Source organism: Paenibacillus sp. FSL R10-2796 (genome assembly GCF_037965315.1).
Lineage (GTDB): Bacteria > Bacillota > Bacilli > Paenibacillales > Paenibacillaceae > Paenibacillus_AQ > Paenibacillus_AQ odorifer.
Genome location: NZ_CP150178.1, coordinates 1,905,037 through 1,925,630 on the forward strand (window position 1 = coordinate 1,905,037; position 20,594 = coordinate 1,925,630).

The 20,594-nt window shown below is 47.4% G+C and carries 13 protein-coding genes; 11 read left to right on the plus strand and 2 right to left on the minus strand.

Going from position 1 to position 20,594, the window contains the following annotated elements:
* Positions 1 to 2 precede the first annotated feature (2 nt).
* The 8 genes from NST58_RS08675 to NST58_RS08710 are packed head-to-tail and all read left to right on the plus strand — an operon-like array spanning position 3 to position 12,740.
* Positions 3 to 887: a carbohydrate ABC transporter permease gene (locus NST58_RS08675; RefSeq protein WP_076220262.1), complete on the plus strand. Its 885-nt coding sequence runs from the start codon at positions 3 to 5 to the stop codon at positions 885 to 887.
* A gap of 34 nt (positions 888 to 921) precedes the next feature.
* A complete protein-coding gene (locus tag NST58_RS08680) occupies positions 922 to 2,508 on the plus strand; it encodes an extracellular solute-binding protein (RefSeq protein WP_076130714.1) in 1,587 nt (528 codons plus the stop codon).
* Positions 2,509 to 2,559: 51 nt separating this feature from the next.
* On the plus strand, positions 2,560 to 4,974 hold the full coding sequence (locus NST58_RS08685) for a helix-turn-helix domain-containing protein (protein ID WP_339247328.1): 2,415 nt from the start codon (positions 2,560 to 2,562) through the stop codon (positions 4,972 to 4,974).
* A gap of 38 nt (positions 4,975 to 5,012) precedes the next feature.
* The gene (locus NST58_RS08690; protein WP_339248757.1) at positions 5,013 to 7,640 is read left to right on the plus strand and encodes a hypothetical protein; all 2,628 of its coding nucleotides are present in this window, start codon (positions 5,013 to 5,015) and stop codon (positions 7,638 to 7,640) included.
* Positions 7,641 to 7,667: 27 nt separating this feature from the next.
* On the plus strand, positions 7,668 to 8,375 hold the full coding sequence (locus NST58_RS08695) for a DUF1961 family protein (RefSeq protein ID WP_179086343.1): 708 nt from the start codon (positions 7,668 to 7,670) through the stop codon (positions 8,373 to 8,375).
* A gap of 21 nt (positions 8,376 to 8,396) precedes the next feature.
* The gene (locus NST58_RS08700) at positions 8,397 to 9,206 is read left to right on the plus strand and encodes a polysaccharide deacetylase family protein (protein WP_076130715.1); all 810 of its coding nucleotides are present in this window, start codon (positions 8,397 to 8,399) and stop codon (positions 9,204 to 9,206) included.
* Between the two features lie 27 nt (positions 9,207 to 9,233).
* Positions 9,234 to 10,505, plus strand: a complete 1,272-nt coding sequence (locus NST58_RS08705) for a hypothetical protein (RefSeq protein WP_339247331.1) — start codon at positions 9,234 to 9,236, stop codon at positions 10,503 to 10,505.
* Between the two features lie 15 nt (positions 10,506 to 10,520).
* Positions 10,521 to 12,740 carry a glycoside hydrolase family 88 protein gene (locus NST58_RS08710; RefSeq protein ID WP_339247334.1) on the plus strand — a complete coding sequence of 740 codons (2,220 nt, stop codon included), beginning with the start codon at positions 10,521 to 10,523 and terminating at the stop codon, positions 12,738 to 12,740.
* 579 nt (positions 12,741 to 13,319) lie between these two features.
* Here the strand turns inward: NST58_RS08710 and NST58_RS08715 are convergent.
* Positions 13,320 to 14,147 (minus strand): AraC family transcriptional regulator, encoded by an 828-nt coding sequence (locus NST58_RS08715; protein WP_339247335.1) that lies wholly within the window; start codon positions 14,145 to 14,147, stop codon positions 13,320 to 13,322.
* A gap of 147 nt (positions 14,148 to 14,294) precedes the next feature.
* Between NST58_RS08715 and NST58_RS08720 the strand changes: the two genes are divergently transcribed.
* A complete protein-coding gene (locus tag NST58_RS08720) occupies positions 14,295 to 15,581 on the plus strand; it encodes a Gfo/Idh/MocA family oxidoreductase (protein WP_076100559.1) in 1,287 nt (428 codons plus the stop codon).
* A gap of 196 nt (positions 15,582 to 15,777) precedes the next feature.
* Here the strand turns inward: NST58_RS08720 and NST58_RS08725 are convergent, their stop codons facing one another.
* Positions 15,778 to 17,040 carry a TraB/GumN family protein gene (locus NST58_RS08725; protein WP_339247339.1) on the minus strand — a complete coding sequence of 421 codons (1,263 nt, stop codon included), beginning with the start codon at positions 17,038 to 17,040 and terminating at the stop codon, positions 15,778 to 15,780.
* A 259-nt stretch (positions 17,041 to 17,299) separates the two neighbouring features.
* Between NST58_RS08725 and NST58_RS08730 the strand changes: the two genes are divergently transcribed.
* A complete protein-coding gene (locus tag NST58_RS08730) occupies positions 17,300 to 18,421 on the plus strand; it encodes a glycoside hydrolase family 88 protein (protein ID WP_339247342.1) in 1,122 nt (373 codons plus the stop codon).
* Positions 18,411 to 20,570 carry an alginate lyase family protein gene (locus NST58_RS08735; RefSeq protein ID WP_339247344.1) on the plus strand — a complete coding sequence of 720 codons (2,160 nt, stop codon included), beginning with the start codon at positions 18,411 to 18,413 and terminating at the stop codon, positions 20,568 to 20,570. Before NST58_RS08730 ends, NST58_RS08735 begins: the two co-directional genes overlap by 11 nt.
* Positions 20,571 to 20,594: the final 24 nt, after the last annotated feature.

Below are 20,594 nucleotides of genomic sequence, written 5' to 3' on the forward strand. Positions count from 1 at the left end.
CTGTGGCCAAACAATACAAGAGTACGGTTGGAACTGCATTTGATATATTCAATTATATATTTTTAGGGATTATCGGAATCGTAGCGATTCTCCCTTTCCTCTTTGTGGTTTCGGGCTCCTTCGCTACGGATGCGGAAATTACTAAACGTGCCGTATTCCTGATCCCGACCACGATTTCATTTGACGCCTACCGATTTATCTTTTCAACAGATACGATTATGCGCAGTATAGGGGTTTCTATTTATGTTACGGTAATCGGAACTGTCGTTAATTTATTCTTCACGGTAACTATGGCTTATCCGATGGCAAAACGATATCTGATGGGCCGTAATTTGGTACTCAACCTTGTTATTTTTACGATGCTGTTCGGTGGAGGAATGATTCCAACCTATCTCGTCATTCGGGAGCTGCATTTGCTGGATACGCTCAATTCTCTTATTTTACCGGGAGCAATTAGCGCCTTTAACCTGATTATTGTCAAAAACTTTTTTCAGGAGCTGCCTATAGAAATGGAAGAAGCGGCGCGTATTGATGGTTGTTCTGAGCTGGGCTTGTTGTGGAAGATAGTCCTTCCTTTATCCAAACCGGTTCTCGCTACATTTACGTTGTTCTATGCTGTGGGACATTGGAACAATTTCTTCTCGGCACTGCTCTATATTACGGATCCGACAAAATGGCCTTTGCAGGTGATGCTGCGACAGATCGTAATGTTATCCCAATCTGCGGCTGGCGATATGAGTTCTATGGATCCAAGCTTTGTGCAGCCACCGGAGCAGTCGATTAAAATGGCGGTTATTGTAGTAGGTACTCTACCAATTTTATGTGTGTACCCATTTCTGCAAAAACATTTCGCTAAAGGGGTGATGCTGGGTTCTGTTAAAGGATAACAAACTTAACTTATTCCAATTTGGAGGTATAATAATGGAAGCTAATCGTTCGGTAAAAAAGAAGCGCTGGTTGTTACTTTTACTTGTGGCTATGATGGTTACAACTGTTGTTGCAGGTTGCTCAGGTAATGAATCTGCAGGTTCTAACAGCAAAAGTGAGGGGAGTAGTAATACTGGAGAAGAGAAAAGCGAGTCCCCGCTGGATCTGACCCTCATGCTGCCGATATTCAAAACAAATTATCCGAAGGATGGCAGTCCGGTTGCTGCTGAACTTGAGAAGCAGACCAATACAAAAATCCACTTTGAGTGGGTCCCGAATGCATCTTATGCAGATAAATTTAATATTACGCTAGCTTCTGGGAAGCTGCCGACCATTATCTACGTGGGGGATGTTAAGGCTTCTAGTTTTGTGAACGCTGCCAAATCGGGTGCATTCTGGGAAGTAGGGCCTTACCTTAAGGATTATCCGAATTTAAGCCAAGCGAACCCGGTTATTCTGAAAAACTCGGCCATTGATGGGAAGAATTACGGGATCTATCGGGGGCGTGTACTCGGCCGTAACGGTATGGTTTTCCGCAAGGATTGGTTAGAGAAGGTGGGGCTGCAAACACCGCAGACGGTAGATGATTTCTACAATATGCTGAAAGCGTTCAAGGAAAAAGATCCAGACGGCAATGGTAAAGAGGATACGTATGGCATGGTGCTTGTCAAATGGAGCGGCCAGTGGGCCAGCGGTTTTGATACCATTAAGTTATGGTTTGGAACACCGAATAAATGGGGCGTGCAAGATGGCAAGCTGGTGCCTGAGCATGAATATCCAGAATATTTGGAAGCGCTTAAGTTCATGAAGAAGCTGTATGATGAGAAATTGATCAACTCCGACTTTGCTGTAATGGACAGTGCCAAATGGACAGATCCGATCGTGAACAATAAGGCAGGAGTAATCGTCGATGTGGTCGATACAGGCGCCCGGGTGGATGATAAAATTCACGCTGCGCTAGAAAAAGAAGGCAAAGACGAACCGGATAAACATTATGTAGATGTAAGCGGGGGCGTAACAGGTACGGATGGCAAGCTACACACATTGCCGACCTCTGGTTTCTCGGGCATGCTGGCTATTCCAAAATCATCTGTGAAGAGCGAAGAAGAACTGAAACGGGTACTGGCTTTTCTAGATCAAATCAATAATCCGGAATTACAAACGATGTTGGGTTTTGGTTTGGAAGGTACTCACTACACTATGGTGGATGGTTTTATTGAACGCTCCAAAGACACTGTACTTGTGGAGTCAGAAGTGGAAGGTCTAAACCAAATATTGGCCTATATTCCTGAGGATAAGTCCAAGACTGTAGCACAAACGCCGCTGCGTCTTAAACAAACTGAAGTTCAAAAGGCAAATGAAGCTTCGATCGTGGTTAATCCGGCAGAGGCCTTTATTTCCACAGTATATTCGCAAAAGGGTGCTCAACTCGACAATGTAATTAATGATGCACGCATAAAGTATATTGTAGGACAAATTGATGAAGCTGAATTGAAATCCGCATTTGACGTATGGAGAAAAACAGGTGGAGATGATTTAGTAAAGGAAATGAACGAATTATACGCTAAGGCTGACCACTAGATCCTTCCTGGTGTTTTTATCCGGCTGGAAAGGATCTGAGGAGCAAAACGAATGTGGTTCGATTGCACTTCAAATTTATCTGATTCGGCTGGTGAGAGCATAGTGATGAGAAATGTGGCGAAATGGAAGCGTTATACAAAAGGCTGGTCAGGCTGTAAAGGCCGGTATTATCGGAAAAACCTGATCATTATGCTGGTGGTGTCATCCATTCCGGGGTTTATTATTGGTGCGCTTGTCTACTGGATGGCAGGGGGACGTCTGGAGAGCGAGCTGCTGCAGATGCATAACAGGCAGATTGAACAGCGGGCGGCTAATATTGATGATCAGCTGTCCAATCTGGAGCTGATGCTGGCACATTGGGCTTTTGATCCCAAGTTTGATTACAGCTTGAATGGCCTTGATTTTATTCAGGATCATGAGCGGGCTTGGGATATTACGAAGACACTCGTAGTGATGCAGGGCTCGAACACGATGACGAGTAACGTTGAACTCTATCTATCAGGAGATCATCCATTACTATTTAATCCCGAATATGGCACGATTGACTCCAGCATGGTTTCTGGTCAATATGACAAATTGATTGATACTGAACAAAGCACCTATTGGACGCAGTGGGCATTCGATCCCAATAAACCAAATGTCAAAGAATTAACGCTTGTCCATCATATTCCGGGCGGAAGCTTGAAGCCCTTCGGGGCTCTTTTGCTCCGCATGGATACGGAGAAAGTAGCTGCGATGCTACGAACTATGACACCTTATAATAGCGGCGAGACATTTTTGCTGCAGACGACGGGGGATTTGTACGTATCTGCTGGAGACAGTGCCGAGGATTCTCCCTTACTTACCGCATTGCATAATGAGATTGTGGAACGGGGCGCGAACCATGAGTCAAATCTTGAGTCCTCTTTTCTCTTCGACTGGGGTAAGGCTACATATGCAGTGACTTATGGTGAGTTTTCCCGACTCTCCGCAGACTGGCTCTATGTGTCCGCTTCACCGATAACCAGCATAACTTCACCTGTCGTCTTCATTTCAAGACTGATATTTTTAGTTAGCTTTAGTGCTTTGCTGCTGGCGGCGGTTCTGTCTTGGTTTGCTTCCCGTAAAATCTATTCACCGATAGGACGGTTGCTGCAGACTTTGTTGCCTGACCAAGCGGCGGCTGCGATTAGGGAGGATGAGTTCATTCTGATTGAACGGCATTGGCAGAACTTGCACGGGGAGAGCCATGCCCTGAAGTACACTCTTTCCGAGCAGCTTCCACATGTGAAAGAAAGCTTTCTGCATCAGCTGTTTCAGGGGTATTTATATTCCTATTCTGAGCAGGATCTGCAAAGCCGGATGCGGCGCTTTAAGTGGGAAGTAGAGGATTGTCATTATATTATTCTTTATATTCAGCTTACAGGCATCTCCAGCCAGGAGGGGAAATTCCGCAACGGTGATGAAAGTCTTGTATCATTCGCCGCCGTCAATATTATCGGAGAACTGTCTGCCGAGCACTTCAACCAGGCTGATATTATCAATTTCCATGATCTCACGGCAGGATTACTTCTTATCGAACCCGTTGCGAATCCATCGCTGGAAGCGGTGCAAGCCTTTAGCGAAGAACTGACAGGAACGATTAATCGCATGTTAAAAATGAGGGTAACAGTGGCGTTTAGTGCACCGGTTGGAAGGATATCCGGTATTCCGCTAGCGTTCGAGGCTGCGAAGCAAGCCGCTAGTTATCGCCAGTTTGGTGGTGAGAACCAGATTATTAATATGGAGCTACTGGATCGTGAGGGACAAAGTACGCCAGAACCGCAATATTCGTTCACTTTGGAGCGCGGAATGATTCAGGCCCTGCGCACAGGAGAAGCGGAAGAGGCTTACCGGCTGTTGGAGGAATTTCTGGAGGCACTGTGTGCCAATGGGGCAAAAGTGATTGATGTACAGCAGGGTATGCTTCATTTGTTAGGCAGTATTCAGCACGCCATTATGGTCTCAGGCATTCATCCAAACCAACTGTTCAAAGGGGCTAATCTGTACGCGGCACTGTCGCAAATTCATGAGCCGAAGCTTATCCTTGCCTGGTTTCAGGAAAAGGTAGTCGCACCGTATCTGACGGAGCTGAGTGAACGTTCTGATGCCGGAATCAAACGGACGATTGAGCATGCCATGATGTATATCAATGAGCATTATATGGATAATATTTCGCTGGATGGATGTGCGGATTATACAGGAATCAGCCCATTTTTACTGAGTAAATCATTCAAACGGGTCACCGGGAAAAATTTCATCGATTATCTGACCGAATTACGGCTTGATAAAGCCAAGGAGCTGCTGCGTGATACCTCGCTGCGAATTAACGATGTAGCTGAACAGGTGGGTTATCAGCATAGCTATTTTAACCGGATTTTTAAGAAACAAGAGGGAATAACTCCAAGCCGCTATAGAGAACTAAGCCATAATAATGAAGCTCTTTAAAAGTAAAGAGGACGTGCGGCGAAGAACGTATGAAGGAGATGGTTGTTGTGCCTACGGCTCTGCCGATTGGCCTGCATTGGCTAAAAAAGCCCGCTATTGATGTGGGTGTTACCTGGGGGGTTCCTTGGAAAAAAGGAGCGCTCGGCAGGGAATCGTTAAAGAATCTCTGCTTAAGTATGCCGAAGAACGAAAAGCATGTGCCGCTGCAAAGCTGGCCAGCAGCTTTTTGGCCAGACGGGAGCATCAAATGGTCCACGCACTCGGTAGTAAACAAAAATTCGGATGTTCAGCAGGATTCATTAGCGACAATGACAATAAATCAAGCGACTCCAGCTACGGAAGTGACTGAGCGACTCACTGTGCAGGAAACAGAGGAAGCTTTCATTATAGATACAGGTGTTATTATTTGCACGGTTAACAAGCAGGGGAAGGGTCTTATCCGCAGTATTGTGCGCAGAAATCCGGCGGACACGGAAGGAACCGAAGTATGCAGTAATGGCGAGCTTGTATGTATACGTGAACAGAGAGATGAGGGTGCTGGCACCCTGAGCATACGTGAGGAGCGATTCGCAGGACGAACGTTAAGTGCCATCCTTGAACAGGGCGGACCTGTTCGCGCAGTGGTGAAGCTAGATGGACTTCACCAAGCTTCGCACAGTGCTCGTGAGTGGCTTCCCTATACGTTACGTTTATATTTTTATGCTGGGCTGGAGTCTATTCGATTAGTTCATACGTTTCATTATGACGGTAATCCACAGCAGGATTTTATTAAAGGATTGGGAATAGAATTCACAGTGCCGATGCGTGGACCTCTTTACAACCGCCATGTTCGTTTTGCCGGAGATAGCGGCTTGTTTAGCGAGTCTCCTAAGACGTTGCATACACGGCGAACCAAAGGTAAGTACCGTGATTTATTCCTCGATCAGGTAGCAGGATGTGCTGTGAAATTTAATCCAGAAGAGGATGCCTATTTCCTTAATTTATTGGATGACTCCGCCACTTGGGGCAGCTTTCGGCTGGTTCAAGATTCTTCCGAGCATTATGGGATCTGGAAGCGGACAGAGGATGGCTGCGCTTGGATCAAGGCAGCAGAAGGCCGCCGGGCAGGTGGGCTTGGTTATGTTGGGGCAGAGGGCGGAGGGCTAGCAATCGGGATGAAGAATTTCTGGCGTAAGCATCCGGCAGGAATGGAGATTGGTTCCACTGCCACTGACGCGGCAGCGCTTACTGTCTGGTTCTGGTCACCTGATGCGGCAGCTATGGACTTGCGGCATTATGATACGAAAACACATGTGGAATCCTCGTATGAAGGTGCAGAAGAATTACGGGCCACTCCATTTGGTATCGCTAATACTAGCGAGCTAACATTCTGGTGTACGGCGCAGACTCCCGGGCCTGAATTGTTGCAGCGGATGCAGGCAGAAGCTGAAGAACCTTCATTGCTGGTTTGCGAACCAACTTATTATCATGAAGCGGGTGCTTTTGGTTTCTGGAGTTTGCCTGATCGGAGCACGCCAGCCAAGGCATATCTGGAAGAGCGGCTGGACGGGATCATCTCCTTTTACCAGGAAGAGATCGAGCAGCGCAAATGGTATGGATTCTGGGACTATGGAGATTTCATGCACAGCTACGATCCGGTCAGACATGTATGGAACTATGATCTTGGCGGCTGCGCCTGGCAGAATTCCGAGCTGGTGCCAAATATGTGGTTGTGGGTAACGTTTCTCCGGTCCGGGAGAGCGGATGTGTTCCGTATGGCCGAAGCTATGACCAGGCATACGAGTGAGGTAGATGTATATCATTTTGGCGAATACGCCGGACTAGGCTCGCGGCATAATGTCATCCACTGGGGCTGCGGCTGCAAAGAGGCTCGTATCGCCATGGCGGGTCTGCATCGCTACTATTATTATCTGACCGGAGACGAGCGGGTCGGCGATATTATGGACAGTGTAAAGGATGCTGATTATTCAACAGTTACTCTGGACCCGATGCGGGCGTATTTTCCGAAGGATGAATTCCCGACTCATGTTAGGGTGGGTCCGGACTGGGCGGCCTTTAGCTCTAATTGGATGACCCGCTGGGAGCGGTTCGAGGATACCGCTTATCGTGACAAGATTATAACAGGTATGGATTGCATCAAAAGGGCAAATTTACGGCTATTATCTGGTCCCACATATGGTTATGATCCGGCAACTGGCCTATTGTCGGGAATGGGCGACGATAACTGGGGGCGTCATTTAGCCATTAGCATGGGAGGTCCGCAGGTGTGGTTCGAGCTGGCGGCAATGCTGGAGGACCCGGACTGGGAAGATATGCTGGCTGAGTTCGGCGTATTTTATAATTTGCCACAAGAAGAGAAGGACACATTTACAGGAGGGTTGATTTCAGGAAAACTCCGTTTTGAGCATCCTGTACTCAGCGTAGCCATTGCTGCATATGGAGCATATTACCGCAAGGATCCAGCGACGGCAGAGCGGTGCTGGTCGATTTTGCTGGAGAATCCGTTTGGTTGTGTGAATCTACAGGAGGAAGCTGATCGGGTCACTTATATGACTGAGTTAAATGAGATCGATTGGATGAATACAAATGAAGCCTCGCAGTGGTCTTTAAATACGATCATTGCCTTGGAATTAATCGGTAGTGCTTTACCGGAACGCGCGAATTAAAGGCTTCATTGTGGGGAGGAATGATTTATGGCTAGGCCGATGCAGGACACGGGTATAGGTGGTTTGATCCCTGAAGCATGGAAACCAATCTACCATAATCCCCTCGCTTCAACTAGTGATATCGCTGGATTCCAGATGGAGGGAGCGGGAGCAGTTTCCTTCCCTTTGCAGCGAATGAGACTGGAGAGTACTATCCATGCCGAGGCCGGACAACAAGCAAATGTCGTTCTCTGGTGTCCAGAAGAGTTCCCGGCAGACCTCGCCGTATCTTGGAATTTCCGCCCATTGCGTGAGCCGGGGTTGGCGATTTTGTTTATCGCGGCCAAAGGAGAGGGTGGGAAGGATTTATTTGATTCCGCGCTTGCTCGCCGTACGGGTGAATATGATCAATACCATCACGGGCAGATAGACACGTATCATATCTCGTATTTTCGCAGGCGTTGGGTGGAAGAACGTGAATTTCATACCTGTAATTTGCGTAAAAGCTATGGTTTTCATCTGGTTACGCAGGCAGCCGATCCGCTTCCGGACGTCAGCGACATGACTGAGCCCTACCGGATGTTAGTGGTAAAGCGTGGTCCTATGCTGTTTTTTGCAATCAATGAACTGCCGGTTTTTACATGGATAGATGATGGTGAAACCTATGGGCCGCTACTGACAGGCGGGAAAATTGGGTTTCGACAGATGGCACCCCTGATGGCTGAATACTCAAATCTGACGGTTTTTGGACAGTAATGCGAAGGAGGCTTCAGATGGATGTCTATTATTTATTATTGTTACCCTGAAGGCAGACATAAGGCGCTTACAATGAGCTATGATGACGGCAGACGGGCTGACGAAAGATTGGTAAGACTATTTAACCGCCATGGGATTAGAGGAACATTTCATCTCAATTCTGGCCTGCTGGGTGAAGGTAATCGTATTGCGGCAGATGAAATAACTGAGCTGTACCAGGGACATGAGGTATCTGTTCATACGCAACACCATCCGACGATAGCCCGTTGTCCGCAGGAGCAAATCATCCATGAGATTATGGAGGATCGAAAGTGTTTTGAGACGCTGCTCCAGGTGCCGATACGGGGAATGTCTTATCCTAACGGTTCCTTTAACAAGGAGATAAAGAAGCTTTTGCCTCATTTAGGCATGGAATATGCCCGTGTGGTACAGACCACTGGCGGCGGCTTTGGGCTGCCGGAGGATTGGCTGGAATGGCGGGGGACTTGCCATCATAATGATCATTTGCTGGAGCATGCGGAGCAGTTCGTGAAGCTGCATAAACGGCAGTATTTATATCTGATGTATGTGTGGGGCCATAGTTATGAATTTGATAACGATAATAACTGGGAGCTGATGGAAAGCTTCTGTGAAGCAGTGGGAGGACTAGAGGAAATCTGGTACGCGACAAATATTGAACTCGTTCATTATATGAAGGCTTGTGAAGCCCTTATTTTCTCCGCTGCTCGGGATTTTGTATATAATCCGGGAGCGGTATCTGTCTGGCTGGAAATCGACGGTGTGATTATAGAAGTAGCAGGCGGACAAACCGTCCGTTTCCCAGAGATCTAATCGAAGAGAGAAGACAGGAGGATTCTAATGAAAACGAAGGACACACAATTAGTCTATCAGCTGGCAAAAGTAGATATTTCCGCTGCCGGTCCACGCTGCAAAATGCTTATTGGCGATCTGAATGGGGATGGACGTGCGGAAATGCTGCTGGTTCAGCCGGATAATCGCCAGGATGTACGTTATATTCCCCATCAGGTGCAATGCCTGACTGCTTTTGATATGGATGGCAAGCTGCTGTGGCAGGTGGGCACACCCGATCCTGACGCTGGCAGCCAAGGCTCGGACTATCCAGCGCAAATTTATGATTTAGATGGTGATGGGGCGCTGGAAGTATTATGTGTAATGGATGGACGGTTTCATATTCTTGAAGGTTCAACAGGAACGGTTAAGTCGATATACGACTTACCTGCTGAACATGCACATGATTGTATTATCATCGCCAATCTAACAGGGCAAGAACACGCTTCCGACATCATTCTGAAGGACCGTTATCATCAACTGTGGGCCATGGATCAGGATTTCAATTTATTATGGACGCATAAAGGCAATGTAGGACATTATCCGTGGGTTCACGATCTTCATGGAAATGGACAGGATCAAGTGATGGCAGGTTATGATCTGCTTGATTCTAAAGGTGATTTATTATGGAGCTGCCATGATCTTGACGACCATGCGGACTGTATTTGGGTTGGCGATGTGAATAGAGATGGCTATCCTGAACTGGTTGTCGGCGGAAGCGTAACGGTGATGTATGACCGGGACGGACAAGAGCTTTGGCGTTATGACGGCTCCATCGAGTCACAGCATCTGGCGTTAGGCCGATTCCGGCCTGAACTGCCTGGTCTTCAGGTTGCCGGGCTGGACCGAATGATCCGCGAAGATGACGGCAAAGGGCTGAAGGGCAAGGATGCGTTGTTTCTTCTAGACTGTAATGGCAAGGAACTGTGGAAAGAAGAACGTACAAGCGACGGTTGGCTGACTATAGTTGAAGCCGTGAGTAACTGGCAATTTGGTTCTCCGGATTATATTCTCGCGTACCGCCGGGGAGGCGGAGTATATCCTGCTTTGTACGATGGACATATGCGGGTTGTAGCTGAATTCAAGGAGGAAGGTTATGCCGTTCACGGCGATCTTCTGGGATGTGGCAGGGAACAGGTTGTAATTTATAATGATGAGTCCGCAACGGTATATTCAAGCGAGTGGATAGATATTAGTACCTGTGCCTCTGAGAAATCGTTACCTCACCCTAAAAGATTGTACAACTCGACGCTGTATCCCGGTGGAGAAATAACGGTGTGAAGGAGGATACGCTTAGTGAGTACTTATATTCCAGAATACTTTCCTGATCCTGATTGTATTGCCAAATATAATGGGGGCAAAATCGAAAATGTACTGGCCGCAGTGGCCAGCCGTTTTATCGGTGCCTATCCCCCGCAGCCTCCGGTGTACCGGGTACATTCGCAGAGTGGTTTCAACCGGCTCCGCGACTGCCGTTACGATATGAATCTGGAAGAACGACTGCCGGAGCTAGCGGCAGGACAATTCGTATATGTGTGGGGAAAGCTGTGGAGTGACAATGAGGTAGATGCCCCTTTCTCAGTTAGTTGCTACAGTCCAGTTAAGGTTTACATAAATGGACGGCTGGTGTTTAGCTCCAATCTAAATGATGATGTGTTTCCGGACAGAAGGACGTTTTTTCGGGCGAGCATGGATAAAGGCTGGAACCATCTGGTACTGGAGTATGTTGCAACAGGTACAGGTTGCGGAGGGGTTTTTGGAACGGGCAGTGTCAAAGGTGCACCAGTACACTTTCTTACTCCGACGGCGCAGTTAAGCGGTTGTGAAGGTTGGATTTATAGTGGACCCCAGCAGACATCTTGGGCAGCTTGGCTGGAAGCTGAATTCACTGAAGAGCAAATGACAGCTCGCTGCGTTTGGTTTCCGACACAGCAATGGTCGCCACAGGAACAGGCAACTGGCAACTGTTCACGCATATTTGGGGAAATGCTGGGAGCCAAGGCGTATGCTTGGTGTAAGCTGGAAGTTAACAGCCTACAGGAAGACGACATTCGTCTGCAAGGTAGCTATCGTGGAATGGCTGAAATCTCTATCTATGTGAATGGGAAACTTGTAGCTGAGCATCAGAACGTGAAAGGTATGCTTGATATCCAACTGGAGCTTGGTTATGGACTACATGATCTGGTCGTGGAGTCCATCTGTGGAGAGGGGAATTGGGGATTTGAACTGGACGTACGGTCTGGTGGTGTTCAGAGTAGTCTCGTGCAACCATATCCCGTTGAAGGATTAACTGATCCATGGTTGTACCTTGGATTGTTCACCAAGGAGGCAGCGCCGAAAGTCTTAGAACTGACCTCTATGGATACTTTATTTGGGGAAGCGGATGAAGTAACCTTTTGGCGTGTAGACCAGCCGAATAGCTGGGTTAGGCCTTATTTGGAGAGTGTTATGTTTGGGCGCTGGAATTACCCTCTAGGCGTAACCCTGTACGGATTGCTGAGAACAGGAGTAGAGCTTAAGGCCCCCCATTATGCCGAATATGCACAACACCATATTGAGCAATGTACAGGGCTGCATAAATATGCCTTATGGGACCTTGGACGTTATGGCGCTCCGGGCATCAATCATCAGCTGGCGCTGATGGATTCGCTGGACGACTGCGGATCCTTCGGGGCAACGATGCTGGAAGCACATAAGCTTCGTCCACTACAGGGCGCACCGGAAGCTGCTGCTGAAATTGCCAATTACATTACTAAAGTGCAGAGCAGGCTGCCTGACGGAGCTCTGTATCGGACCAGTGGCACAGTTGATTTTATGCAGCAGACGATGTGGTGTGATGATCTGTATATGAGCACGCCATTTCTAAGTAAATATTATGAATTGACCGGAAATGCGGCTTATCTTGATGATGCGGCGGCGCAGTTTTTACTTTACAAGGAGCGGCTGTTCCAGCCGGAGCTTGGCATTATGCATCATGTGTATGATTATAAGTTTAATAAACCCAATGGCGTGCCTTGGGGCAGAGGTAATGGTTGGGTGATTTTTTCGCTGACTGAGCTGCTTGAAGTTATGCCTGAGCAACATCCGTTGCGAGCTGATTTGCTTGATTATTTCCGCGAGCTTAGTAAAGGCTATCTTAAGCTGCAAGATGAGCGGGGCCTATGGCATCAAGTGTTGACGGATCCTGAGTCCTACGCGGAGGCTTCTTGTACCTCTATGTTTATTTACGCTTTTGCTAGAGGCGTACGCTGCGGCTGGCTGCTGGAGCCAGAGTCATACGTAACCTCTGCAATCAACGGCTGGAGTGGCTTAACCCGTTATTGTATTGACAAACAAGGCAATGTTTACGGTGTCTGCCGCGGTTCGGGTTATTCGTTTAACAAACTGTATTATAAAGATGAATTGACCTGGCAATTAAACGATACACATGGGATTGGCATCGTGCTGCTGGCCGGAATTGAGGTTCACAGGCTCGTACGAGATTTGGAAATGAAATCACATGACGAAGCAAAATGAATGGCATGATGAGGAATGAGACGACCGTATTAATCACAAAATTACAGCGGAGCAGCGATACTCCATTAGTGGGGATCGCTGCTCTTTGTTGTGCGTTACATTGCTACCTAAACCCCCGAAACCCCCCGGCCCCCGGCCCCCGAAACTGCCGATTACTCCTGCTAGACAAAGTTATGCGGACTCAGATGACGTTATTTGCAGATTTATCGCCTTTTGGGGCCATTTTCGGACTCCAGTGACGTTATTGCTTCGAAAACGGCTAATATAGGTAACTTTTTATGCCAATAGCGACTATGGGGTCCGATAAAATCCCAAAATAGCGATTATGCTGCGAATAAGGTCCACTGGGTCCGATAGCCTCATGAACTTTGTTCGCGCGAAAAGGTAATCTAGTGACGAGATATTGTTGTTGCTCAGATGCCCCAGATGCTCCAGATGCCAGATGCCCGATGCCAGATGCTCCCGATGCTCCCGATGCTCCCGTCCCCGATGCCCCCATATGCCGACAACATTTCACATGTATCCTTCCGGGCGACGGAGCGGCTACAAAGAGAACTGGTTGTGATTTCTAGCTGTGGATCAGCGGTTTTGCTTGCGATATTGCAAAGGCGAACGTTTAACGATTTGTTTAAACACACGCCCGAAGTGGGCGATGCTGTCAAAGCCGGTATCCTCGGCGATGTTCGTAACTTTAGCGTTGGTGCTCTGCAAGAGACGTTGGGCTTCCTTGATCCGAATGTAGTTTAGATATTCTACGATGGTGAAGCCAGTTGTCTGCTTGAACACTCGGCAGAGATAGGTGCTGCTGATGAAAAAAGTCTCAGATAGCCGCTCCAATGTAAGCTTTTCAGCATAATGTGTTTGTAAAAAATCAATAATTTCGTAGACTTTTAGCTGCTTCTCACTGCTCTCAGGGGCAATGGGCTCGCGGCTTATTTCCTGTATTCTGTTCATTTCAATAAATAGTTGGATGAGCAGCGTCTGCAGATAGGGGATTTGCTGTGTCCGTGGTTCTGTTTGTTCTTTTAGCATGCTGAAAAGAAGATATTCAATGACCCCCTGCTCATGTACTCCGGGCCGCAAAAGCAAGCTTTGTGTAGCCATAAATGGAAAATGCAGCTCGAAATGTGCCAATGTCTTTTGCAGAAAGCTTTCCTCAAAGTTAATTAAGATCCGTTCATGGCTTGCAGAGCCTTTAGACGTGGTACGATGGAGCTCGTTCTTGTTAATAAAAATCAGATCACCTTTACGCAAGGTGTAGATCAGGTTATTAATGTAATAACTGCGTTCCCCGGCGAGTAAATAATAGATTTCATAAGTATCGTGATAATGGTCGGAATCCATGCTGAATGGACCGGCTCTTTTTATTTGCTCAATTATAAAAGGAGGCTGAGGCTCCTGTTCCATGCTAAATCTGCTCCTTTCTGATAATGAAGATAATATATGCAAAGTTTTTGTTCTTTCTGCTAAGAATCGCTTAGATTAAGATATATTTTATACTATACACTATAAGAAGAAAACGCTTTTAAATTAATAAGTGATGGAGTGATCCTGATGTCCAACAAGAAATATGCTTTCGTAGGAACCGGCGGCCGAGCGGAGTTTTTTTATGGTGAGATCACTACGAATTATCGTGAAACCTCTGAGATTGTAGGCTTTTGTGATGTGAATGGAGCAAGAATGGATTATGCGAACCGTTTGCTGGAGGAAAAATATAAATATCAAGCGGTTCCTACCTATAAAGCTCATGAGTTTGACCGTATGATTGAGGAAACCAAACCTGACACGGTTATTGTCACGAGTATTGACCGCACGCATCATCGTTACATTATCCGGGCGATGGAGCTTGGCTGCGATGTTATTTCGGAGAAACCGATGACAGTGGATGAAGAGAAATGTCAGGAAATTCTTGAAGCGATTGAGCGGACTGGGAAAAAGCTGCGTGTGACCTTCAATTACCGCTATGCCCCACACAACACCAAAATCCGTGAACTCATTATGGACGGCGCGATTGGAGAAGTACTTTCCGTCAACTTCGAGTGGCTGCTAAATACGCAGCATGGGGCGGATTACTTCCGCAGATGGCATCGTGATAAACGGAACAGCGGAGGTCTGTTGGTTCATAAATCCACACATCATTTCGATTTGATGAATTTCTGGCTGGGTTCGCGCCCAGATACGGTTTATGCGATGGGTGATCTAAGATTTTATGGCAGAGAAAACGCGGAGAAGCGCGGGGTGACTGAGTTTTATCAGCGTGCTCATGGTAGCAGTGCGGCGGAAAACGATCCGTTTGCCCTGCATCTTAAAGATAATGAGCAGTTAAAGCAGATGTATCTGGATACGGAGCATGAGGATGGCTACCTGCGTGACCAAAGTGTGTTCGGTGATAATATCAGCATTGAGGATACGATGGCGGTTATGGTCAAATACAAAAATAAGACGATTATGAATTATTCACTTAATGCTTATCTGCCTTGGGAGGGTTTCATTGTGGTATTTAATGGGACCAAGGGGCGGATGGAAGTAAAGGTCGTCGAACAGTCTTATGTAAATGCCGGAGGAAATAAGGAAGATGAAGGGGCGTTAAAAGACAAGCGGATCACGGTCTTCCCTCATTTCGCAGCACCTTATGAAGTGGAGATTGAAGAAGGAGTTGGGGGGCACGGAGGCGGAGATCCTGTGATGCTGCGTGATATTTTTGAACGTCCGCTGGAGGATCGCTTTAATCGTGCGGCATCCCATGTGGACGGAGCGTTGTCTATTATGACCGGGATTGCGGCAAATCGTTCAATAGCTACTGGACTTCCAGTTAAGGTAGATCAGTTAATAAAATTGTAGTAGCCCGTTTATGAACAAGCGGCTTTGGGTTCGTAGGGAGCGTTTCTCCAGAATCCCGGAGGGCCCTCCGCTCTGTCCGCACGTTAAGCCAACTTCTACTTTTAGATTGAGCTAAAAAAAGTGAAAATAAAAGGCTGTCTCCAAAATCATCGTAGATGACTAAGAGACAGCCTTGTTTATTTTAGCTAAAACTCAATTATTGTTTGACGACGTTAAAGCCATCTTTTTGCAATTGAGTCACGATACCATCGTCACCGAGCATATGCAGCGCGCCAACGACGACAAGGTAAGTCGCTTTTTTATCACTTTTCAAATATTCTTTTACATGCTTCACCATGTTGACGTTACGATCCGAAACCAGGCCTTTATAATACTCTGGCTCTTGCGCGACCGCTTTTGTCATCGCTACGAGCGACTGCTCATCACCTTGCATCCACATTTGGGATAGTGCATCCAGCGAAGCTGCTGCGGAAGTATTGTCCGTTTGATTGAGGCTGCCGAGTGTGTCGACAAGAAGCTTTTCTTGCAATCCATCTGAGAACTGGTCGAACATATTCAGCTGCAATTGTGTGTTTTCCAGTTCAATAATAGGTTTGTTCAGCTTGCCTGCTTTTTGTAAAAAATATAAATCAATGCCGGTATCCGCCGTATAACTTGTAACTTGCATCTGTAGACTTGAGACACCTTGGGTAACGACCCACGGTTTGAAGGAATCGAATGCATTTTCCGCCAGACCATTTGCTTTTAGCAGCTGAGTTACTTTGTTATAGGTATCTGCGGATACATGATCCTTGAGCTTGGTTCCATCTGTATAGGAGCCTTTTTCCAAAATAAACTTTTGGATCTCAGCTTGATCAATCTTAGAGATATCTACTTCGACACCTAAATATTGCGAGGCTTCAAAAGCAGCTTCAATCTCCGGACGCAGCGGGTACATTTTGTCGTTAGCCACATGGATAGAACCAAGCAGATAGACGGTGTTGCCGTTGTTCTCCACTTTCCATAAGAATCCGGTGCTTCCGGCAGCTTGAGTATCGGCCACAAAAGTGATGGTGCGCAGCGCTGGACTCCACTCCACCTTATAGCCGATCGTTTCTCCTATAAAGCGGACAGGAACATAGGTGACATTGTTGATGGTTTTAGGAGCCACCTCTAGTTTTTTCTTCTCCCCGTTTACCGTTGCGGTTGTGCTACCGATGGTCAGTGAGAGGGCCAGTCCATTTTTGGTCCCTGTTACGGTTTGGGTTTTTTTATTCCAATTAATATTTACATTAAGCTTTTCTAGCAGGGGACGCATAGGAACTAGGGTCGTTCCTTTTTCTACAACAGGGTTAGAATTGCCTAACTTTATTTCGGTTCCATCAATCCATACACCGACAGGCTTTTCAGCAGCATGCGCAGTGGTAAAGACAGACATAACCATGAAAATGGATAAAAATAATGCACCTAGCTTTTTCATTAATAGGACACTCCGTTTCTAAAAAAGAATGAAAGATGTAAGTCACTCTCTGATTTTAACGTATTTTCCCATAAACAGTTATACCTTTTGTTACTATATTGATTTGATGCCTATGATTGGAAAGTAAACTTACAGTACTTCACGTCATTCAAAAGTCAAAATAATGCACATCAAAGCAAAAATCGCCCCTATTAGATCCTGTTCACTCTCCTTATCATGAAACGTAAGAAACGAAGAGCCTGAAGGGAGCAAGGAACTTATGTGGAGCAGTGCGATTGAAGATGCGATAGAGAAGGTACGTAAGAACATAGACCGGTTCGGGGGTAGTTTCCCTCATGTCAGCAGGAATGGAACTTATCAGCTCAATAACAACGACGACTGGACTAACGGATTTTGGAGCGGCATGTTGTGGTTGTGTTATGAATATACGCGGGATGACAGCTTCCGTATTGCGGCATCCCATACCGTAGAAGATTTCCACCGCCGTTTCGCGGCAAAGACCGTGCTTGATCATCACGACATTGGCTTCCTGTATTCGTTATCCTCTAAAGCCCAGTGGATTATAGATAAAGACGAATCAGCGCGTCAACTGACATTGCAGGCGGCAGACCTGCTGCTGAAGCGCTGGCGTACAGCTGGCGGTTATATTCAGGCTTGGGGACCGGAGGGGGATACTCAGGAAGGCGGGCGGATCATTATTGATTGTCTGTTAAATCTTCCCCTTTTGTATTGGGCAGAAGAACAGACCGGTGATTCCGTATACAGGGAAGTGGCGGTCATGCAGGCGGAGAAAACGAGACGGTATCTGGTACGGGGAGATGACAGCTCTTACCATACGTTTTTCTTCGACCCGAAGACCGGAGAGCCGATTGGCGGCGCCACACACCAGGGTTTTACTAACGGATCGACCTGGACGCGCGGGCAGGCTTGGGGTGTTTACGGTTTTGCGTTATCCTACCGCTATACCAAAGATCCGTTGTATTTGGAAACGTCCAAGCGGATGGCCCGCTATTTTCTGGAGCATTTGCCGCAGGATCATGTCGCTTACTGGGATTTTAATGCTCCGGTATCTCCGGATACTTACCGGGATAGCTCGGCCTCAGCAATAGTAGCAGCCGGACTACAGGAACTGCTGGAGCTAATGGATGGGGAGGATTCGGAGCGGGCTTATTTTCAGCAGGGATTAGTGCAGTCGATGACTTCGCTTGTGCAGAACTATTCCACGCTCGGTGAAGAGGCGGAGGGGCTGCTGAAGCATGGTTCTTACCATGTGCGCGGCGATCTGTCTCCAGATGACTTCATGATCTGGGGAGATTATTTCTATCTTGAAGCATTGATGCGGCTGCAAAAAGGCAATAAGGGGTACTGGTATGAACACTGATGTCAGACAAATTTCCCCCTATGCCGTCTTTGCGCTGCTCAACCTTGAGTTGCCCGCTTTAGCTCTAGTGAAGAATGCGCTCAGCCAAGCGCGGCAGGACGATGCGCTGACTGAATTACATCGGTATTTGACCCGACGGAGCACGCCGGGCTGGCGGAAAGAGGATAACCGGAAGCAGCTTATTGACTATGTACGGCTTTATTGTGCAGACGAGCTGGAAGCTGTAATGAAGACAGCGGATGAAGTTGTGGAGCAGACGTTTCTCTTTCGTTTTCCCTGGGATATGGAGCGCAGCCGCATTCCGGTTATCTTTGAGGAAGAAATTGACTGGCGTCATGTTCCGGACAAGGATGTAGAATGGGCTTATATGCTGAATCGCCACCGCTACTGGGTGGCATTAGGACAAGCGTATGCGATAACAGGTAAAGAGGATTATGCGAGGGTATTTTGCTGCCAGCTTGAAGATTGGATAGACCGTAACCCCGTTCCAGACAAGCCTGCGAATGATACGCTGACATGGCGTACAATTGAAGCGGGTCTTCGTTGTGCTAACTGGATTAAAGCACTGTCTTATATACAGGATAGTCCGCTGTTCACACCGACGCTGCTGGCCAAAGTGATGATATCTCTCCATGAACACGGCCAATATTTAGCTTTATCGTTTACGGGCTGGAAGAAGATCAGCAACTGGGGGGTGTTGGAGACTTGTGGTTTGTTCCAAACTGCGCTCTACTTCCCTGAGTTCACTAGCGCCAATAACTGGCGACAGCTCAGTGAGGAGAGATTGGGAGAGACGGCGCGAATTCAGATTATGGCGGACGGCATCCACTGGGAGCAATCGCCCACCTATCACCATGAGGTTTTGGTATGTTTTCTCGACTGCATCCGCTTAGCCCGATTGAACGGACTGGAGCTTCAGGAAGAATTTCAGCAAAAGGTTCAGCAAATGGCTGTCGCTTCATTGTATTGGGCCAAGCCGAATCACCAGCAGCCGATGCTTGGCGATAGTGATGACAGCGATATCCGTTCGCTTTTGACTTATGCGGGCTGGTTATTTCAGGATGCTGTACTCCGCTTTGGCGGATACGATCAAATGGATTATGACAATGCCTGGTTGTTTGGGATAAATGGAGTTGAGGGCTACGAGCGGCTGATTGCGGAGCTACCGCCAAACTTGTCACACGCCTATGCACATTCCGGCCATTATGTGATGCGAACGGGCTGGGACGAGCAGGGTTTGTACCTATATTTTCACTGCGGACCACTTGGGGGTGGACATGGGCACGCGGATCTGCTACATTTCGATCTGTATGCCTATGGGCGGGATCTGCTTACCGATCTTGGCAGATACAACTATAGTGATCATACACCACTTAGAAAAGCGCTAAAAGAAAGCGCTGCCCATAATACGACCACTGTCGACGGAATTGGATTTACCGAAGTCACGGATACATGGTCCTTCTCTAAGATTGCGAAGCCAACGGGCTGCCAATGGAGCAGCCATCCGGACTTTGATTATGTAGAGGGCAGCCACGACGGCTACCGTCATTTGGATGATCCGGTCTACCCGTTAAGGAGGATCCTATTTATTAAGCCTTTTTACTGGCTTCTGGTGGACAGCTTCAGTTCCCGGCAGGAGCATACATTTTCCCAGCATTTTCATTTTGCACCCGGAACGGTTCAGATGGAAGATGGAACGCTAATATGCCGTACCAAAAATGAGCGGGAAGCCAATCTTTGTATCCTTCCTGTTCATGTTGATGGTCTTCAGGGCAGGGTTGATGCTGGGGTAATCTCCCGCGAATATAATCTGCTGGAACCCAATCAGTATGCTGTGTACTCCCGAAAGGGGAAAGGAACGGTCTCGATCATGCAGGTGCTGTACCCGCAGCCTGCGGGTGAGTTGTTCTGTCCGCTGGTCGAACAGGTGCCGATTTACCGCCATACGGGTGAACCGGTGGCTGCTGCACAGGCGGAGGCCTGTCGCATCATCCTCCCCGAAAGGAATGAGGAGCATATTATCGTGATCAGCCACGAGATTCCATCCAGTCATTTAGATTCCTATGTAGTGGAAGGCGTACAAATTTTTGGAGTAGTAGTGCTTATTGTTTCTACAGACGGTCAAAAGAAAGTCACGGTAATCAGATAATGTATGAATACTGGACAACGGGCT

Coding starts and splice junctions, on each gene's coding strand:
- NST58_RS08680 (WP_076130714.1), top strand. CDS start 922: ATGGAAGCTAATCGTTCGGTAAAAAAGAAGCGCTGGTTGTTACTTTTA.
- NST58_RS08685 (WP_339247328.1), top strand. CDS start 2,560: ATGTGGTTCGATTGCACTTCAAATTTATCTGATTCGGCTGGTGAGAGC.
- NST58_RS08690 (WP_339248757.1), top strand. CDS start 5,013: ATGGTTGTTGTGCCTACGGCTCTGCCGATTGGCCTGCATTGGCTAAAA.
- NST58_RS08695 (WP_179086343.1), top strand. CDS start 7,668: ATGGCTAGGCCGATGCAGGACACGGGTATAGGTGGTTTGATCCCTGAA.
- NST58_RS08700 (WP_076130715.1), top strand. CDS start 8,397: ATGTCTATTATTTATTATTGTTACCCTGAAGGCAGACATAAGGCGCTT.
- NST58_RS08705 (WP_339247331.1), top strand. CDS start 9,234: ATGAAAACGAAGGACACACAATTAGTCTATCAGCTGGCAAAAGTAGAT.
- NST58_RS08715 (WP_339247335.1), bottom strand. CDS start 14,147: ATGGAACAGGAGCCTCAGCCTCCTTTTATAATTGAGCAAATAAAAAGA.
- NST58_RS08720 (WP_076100559.1), top strand. CDS start 14,295: ATGTCCAACAAGAAATATGCTTTCGTAGGAACCGGCGGCCGAGCGGAG.
- NST58_RS08725 (WP_339247339.1), bottom strand. CDS start 17,040: ATGAAAAAGCTAGGTGCATTATTTTTATCCATTTTCATGGTTATGTCT.
- NST58_RS08730 (WP_339247342.1), top strand. CDS start 17,300: ATGTGGAGCAGTGCGATTGAAGATGCGATAGAGAAGGTACGTAAGAAC.
- NST58_RS08735 (WP_339247344.1), top strand. CDS start 18,411: ATGAACACTGATGTCAGACAAATTTCCCCCTATGCCGTCTTTGCGCTG.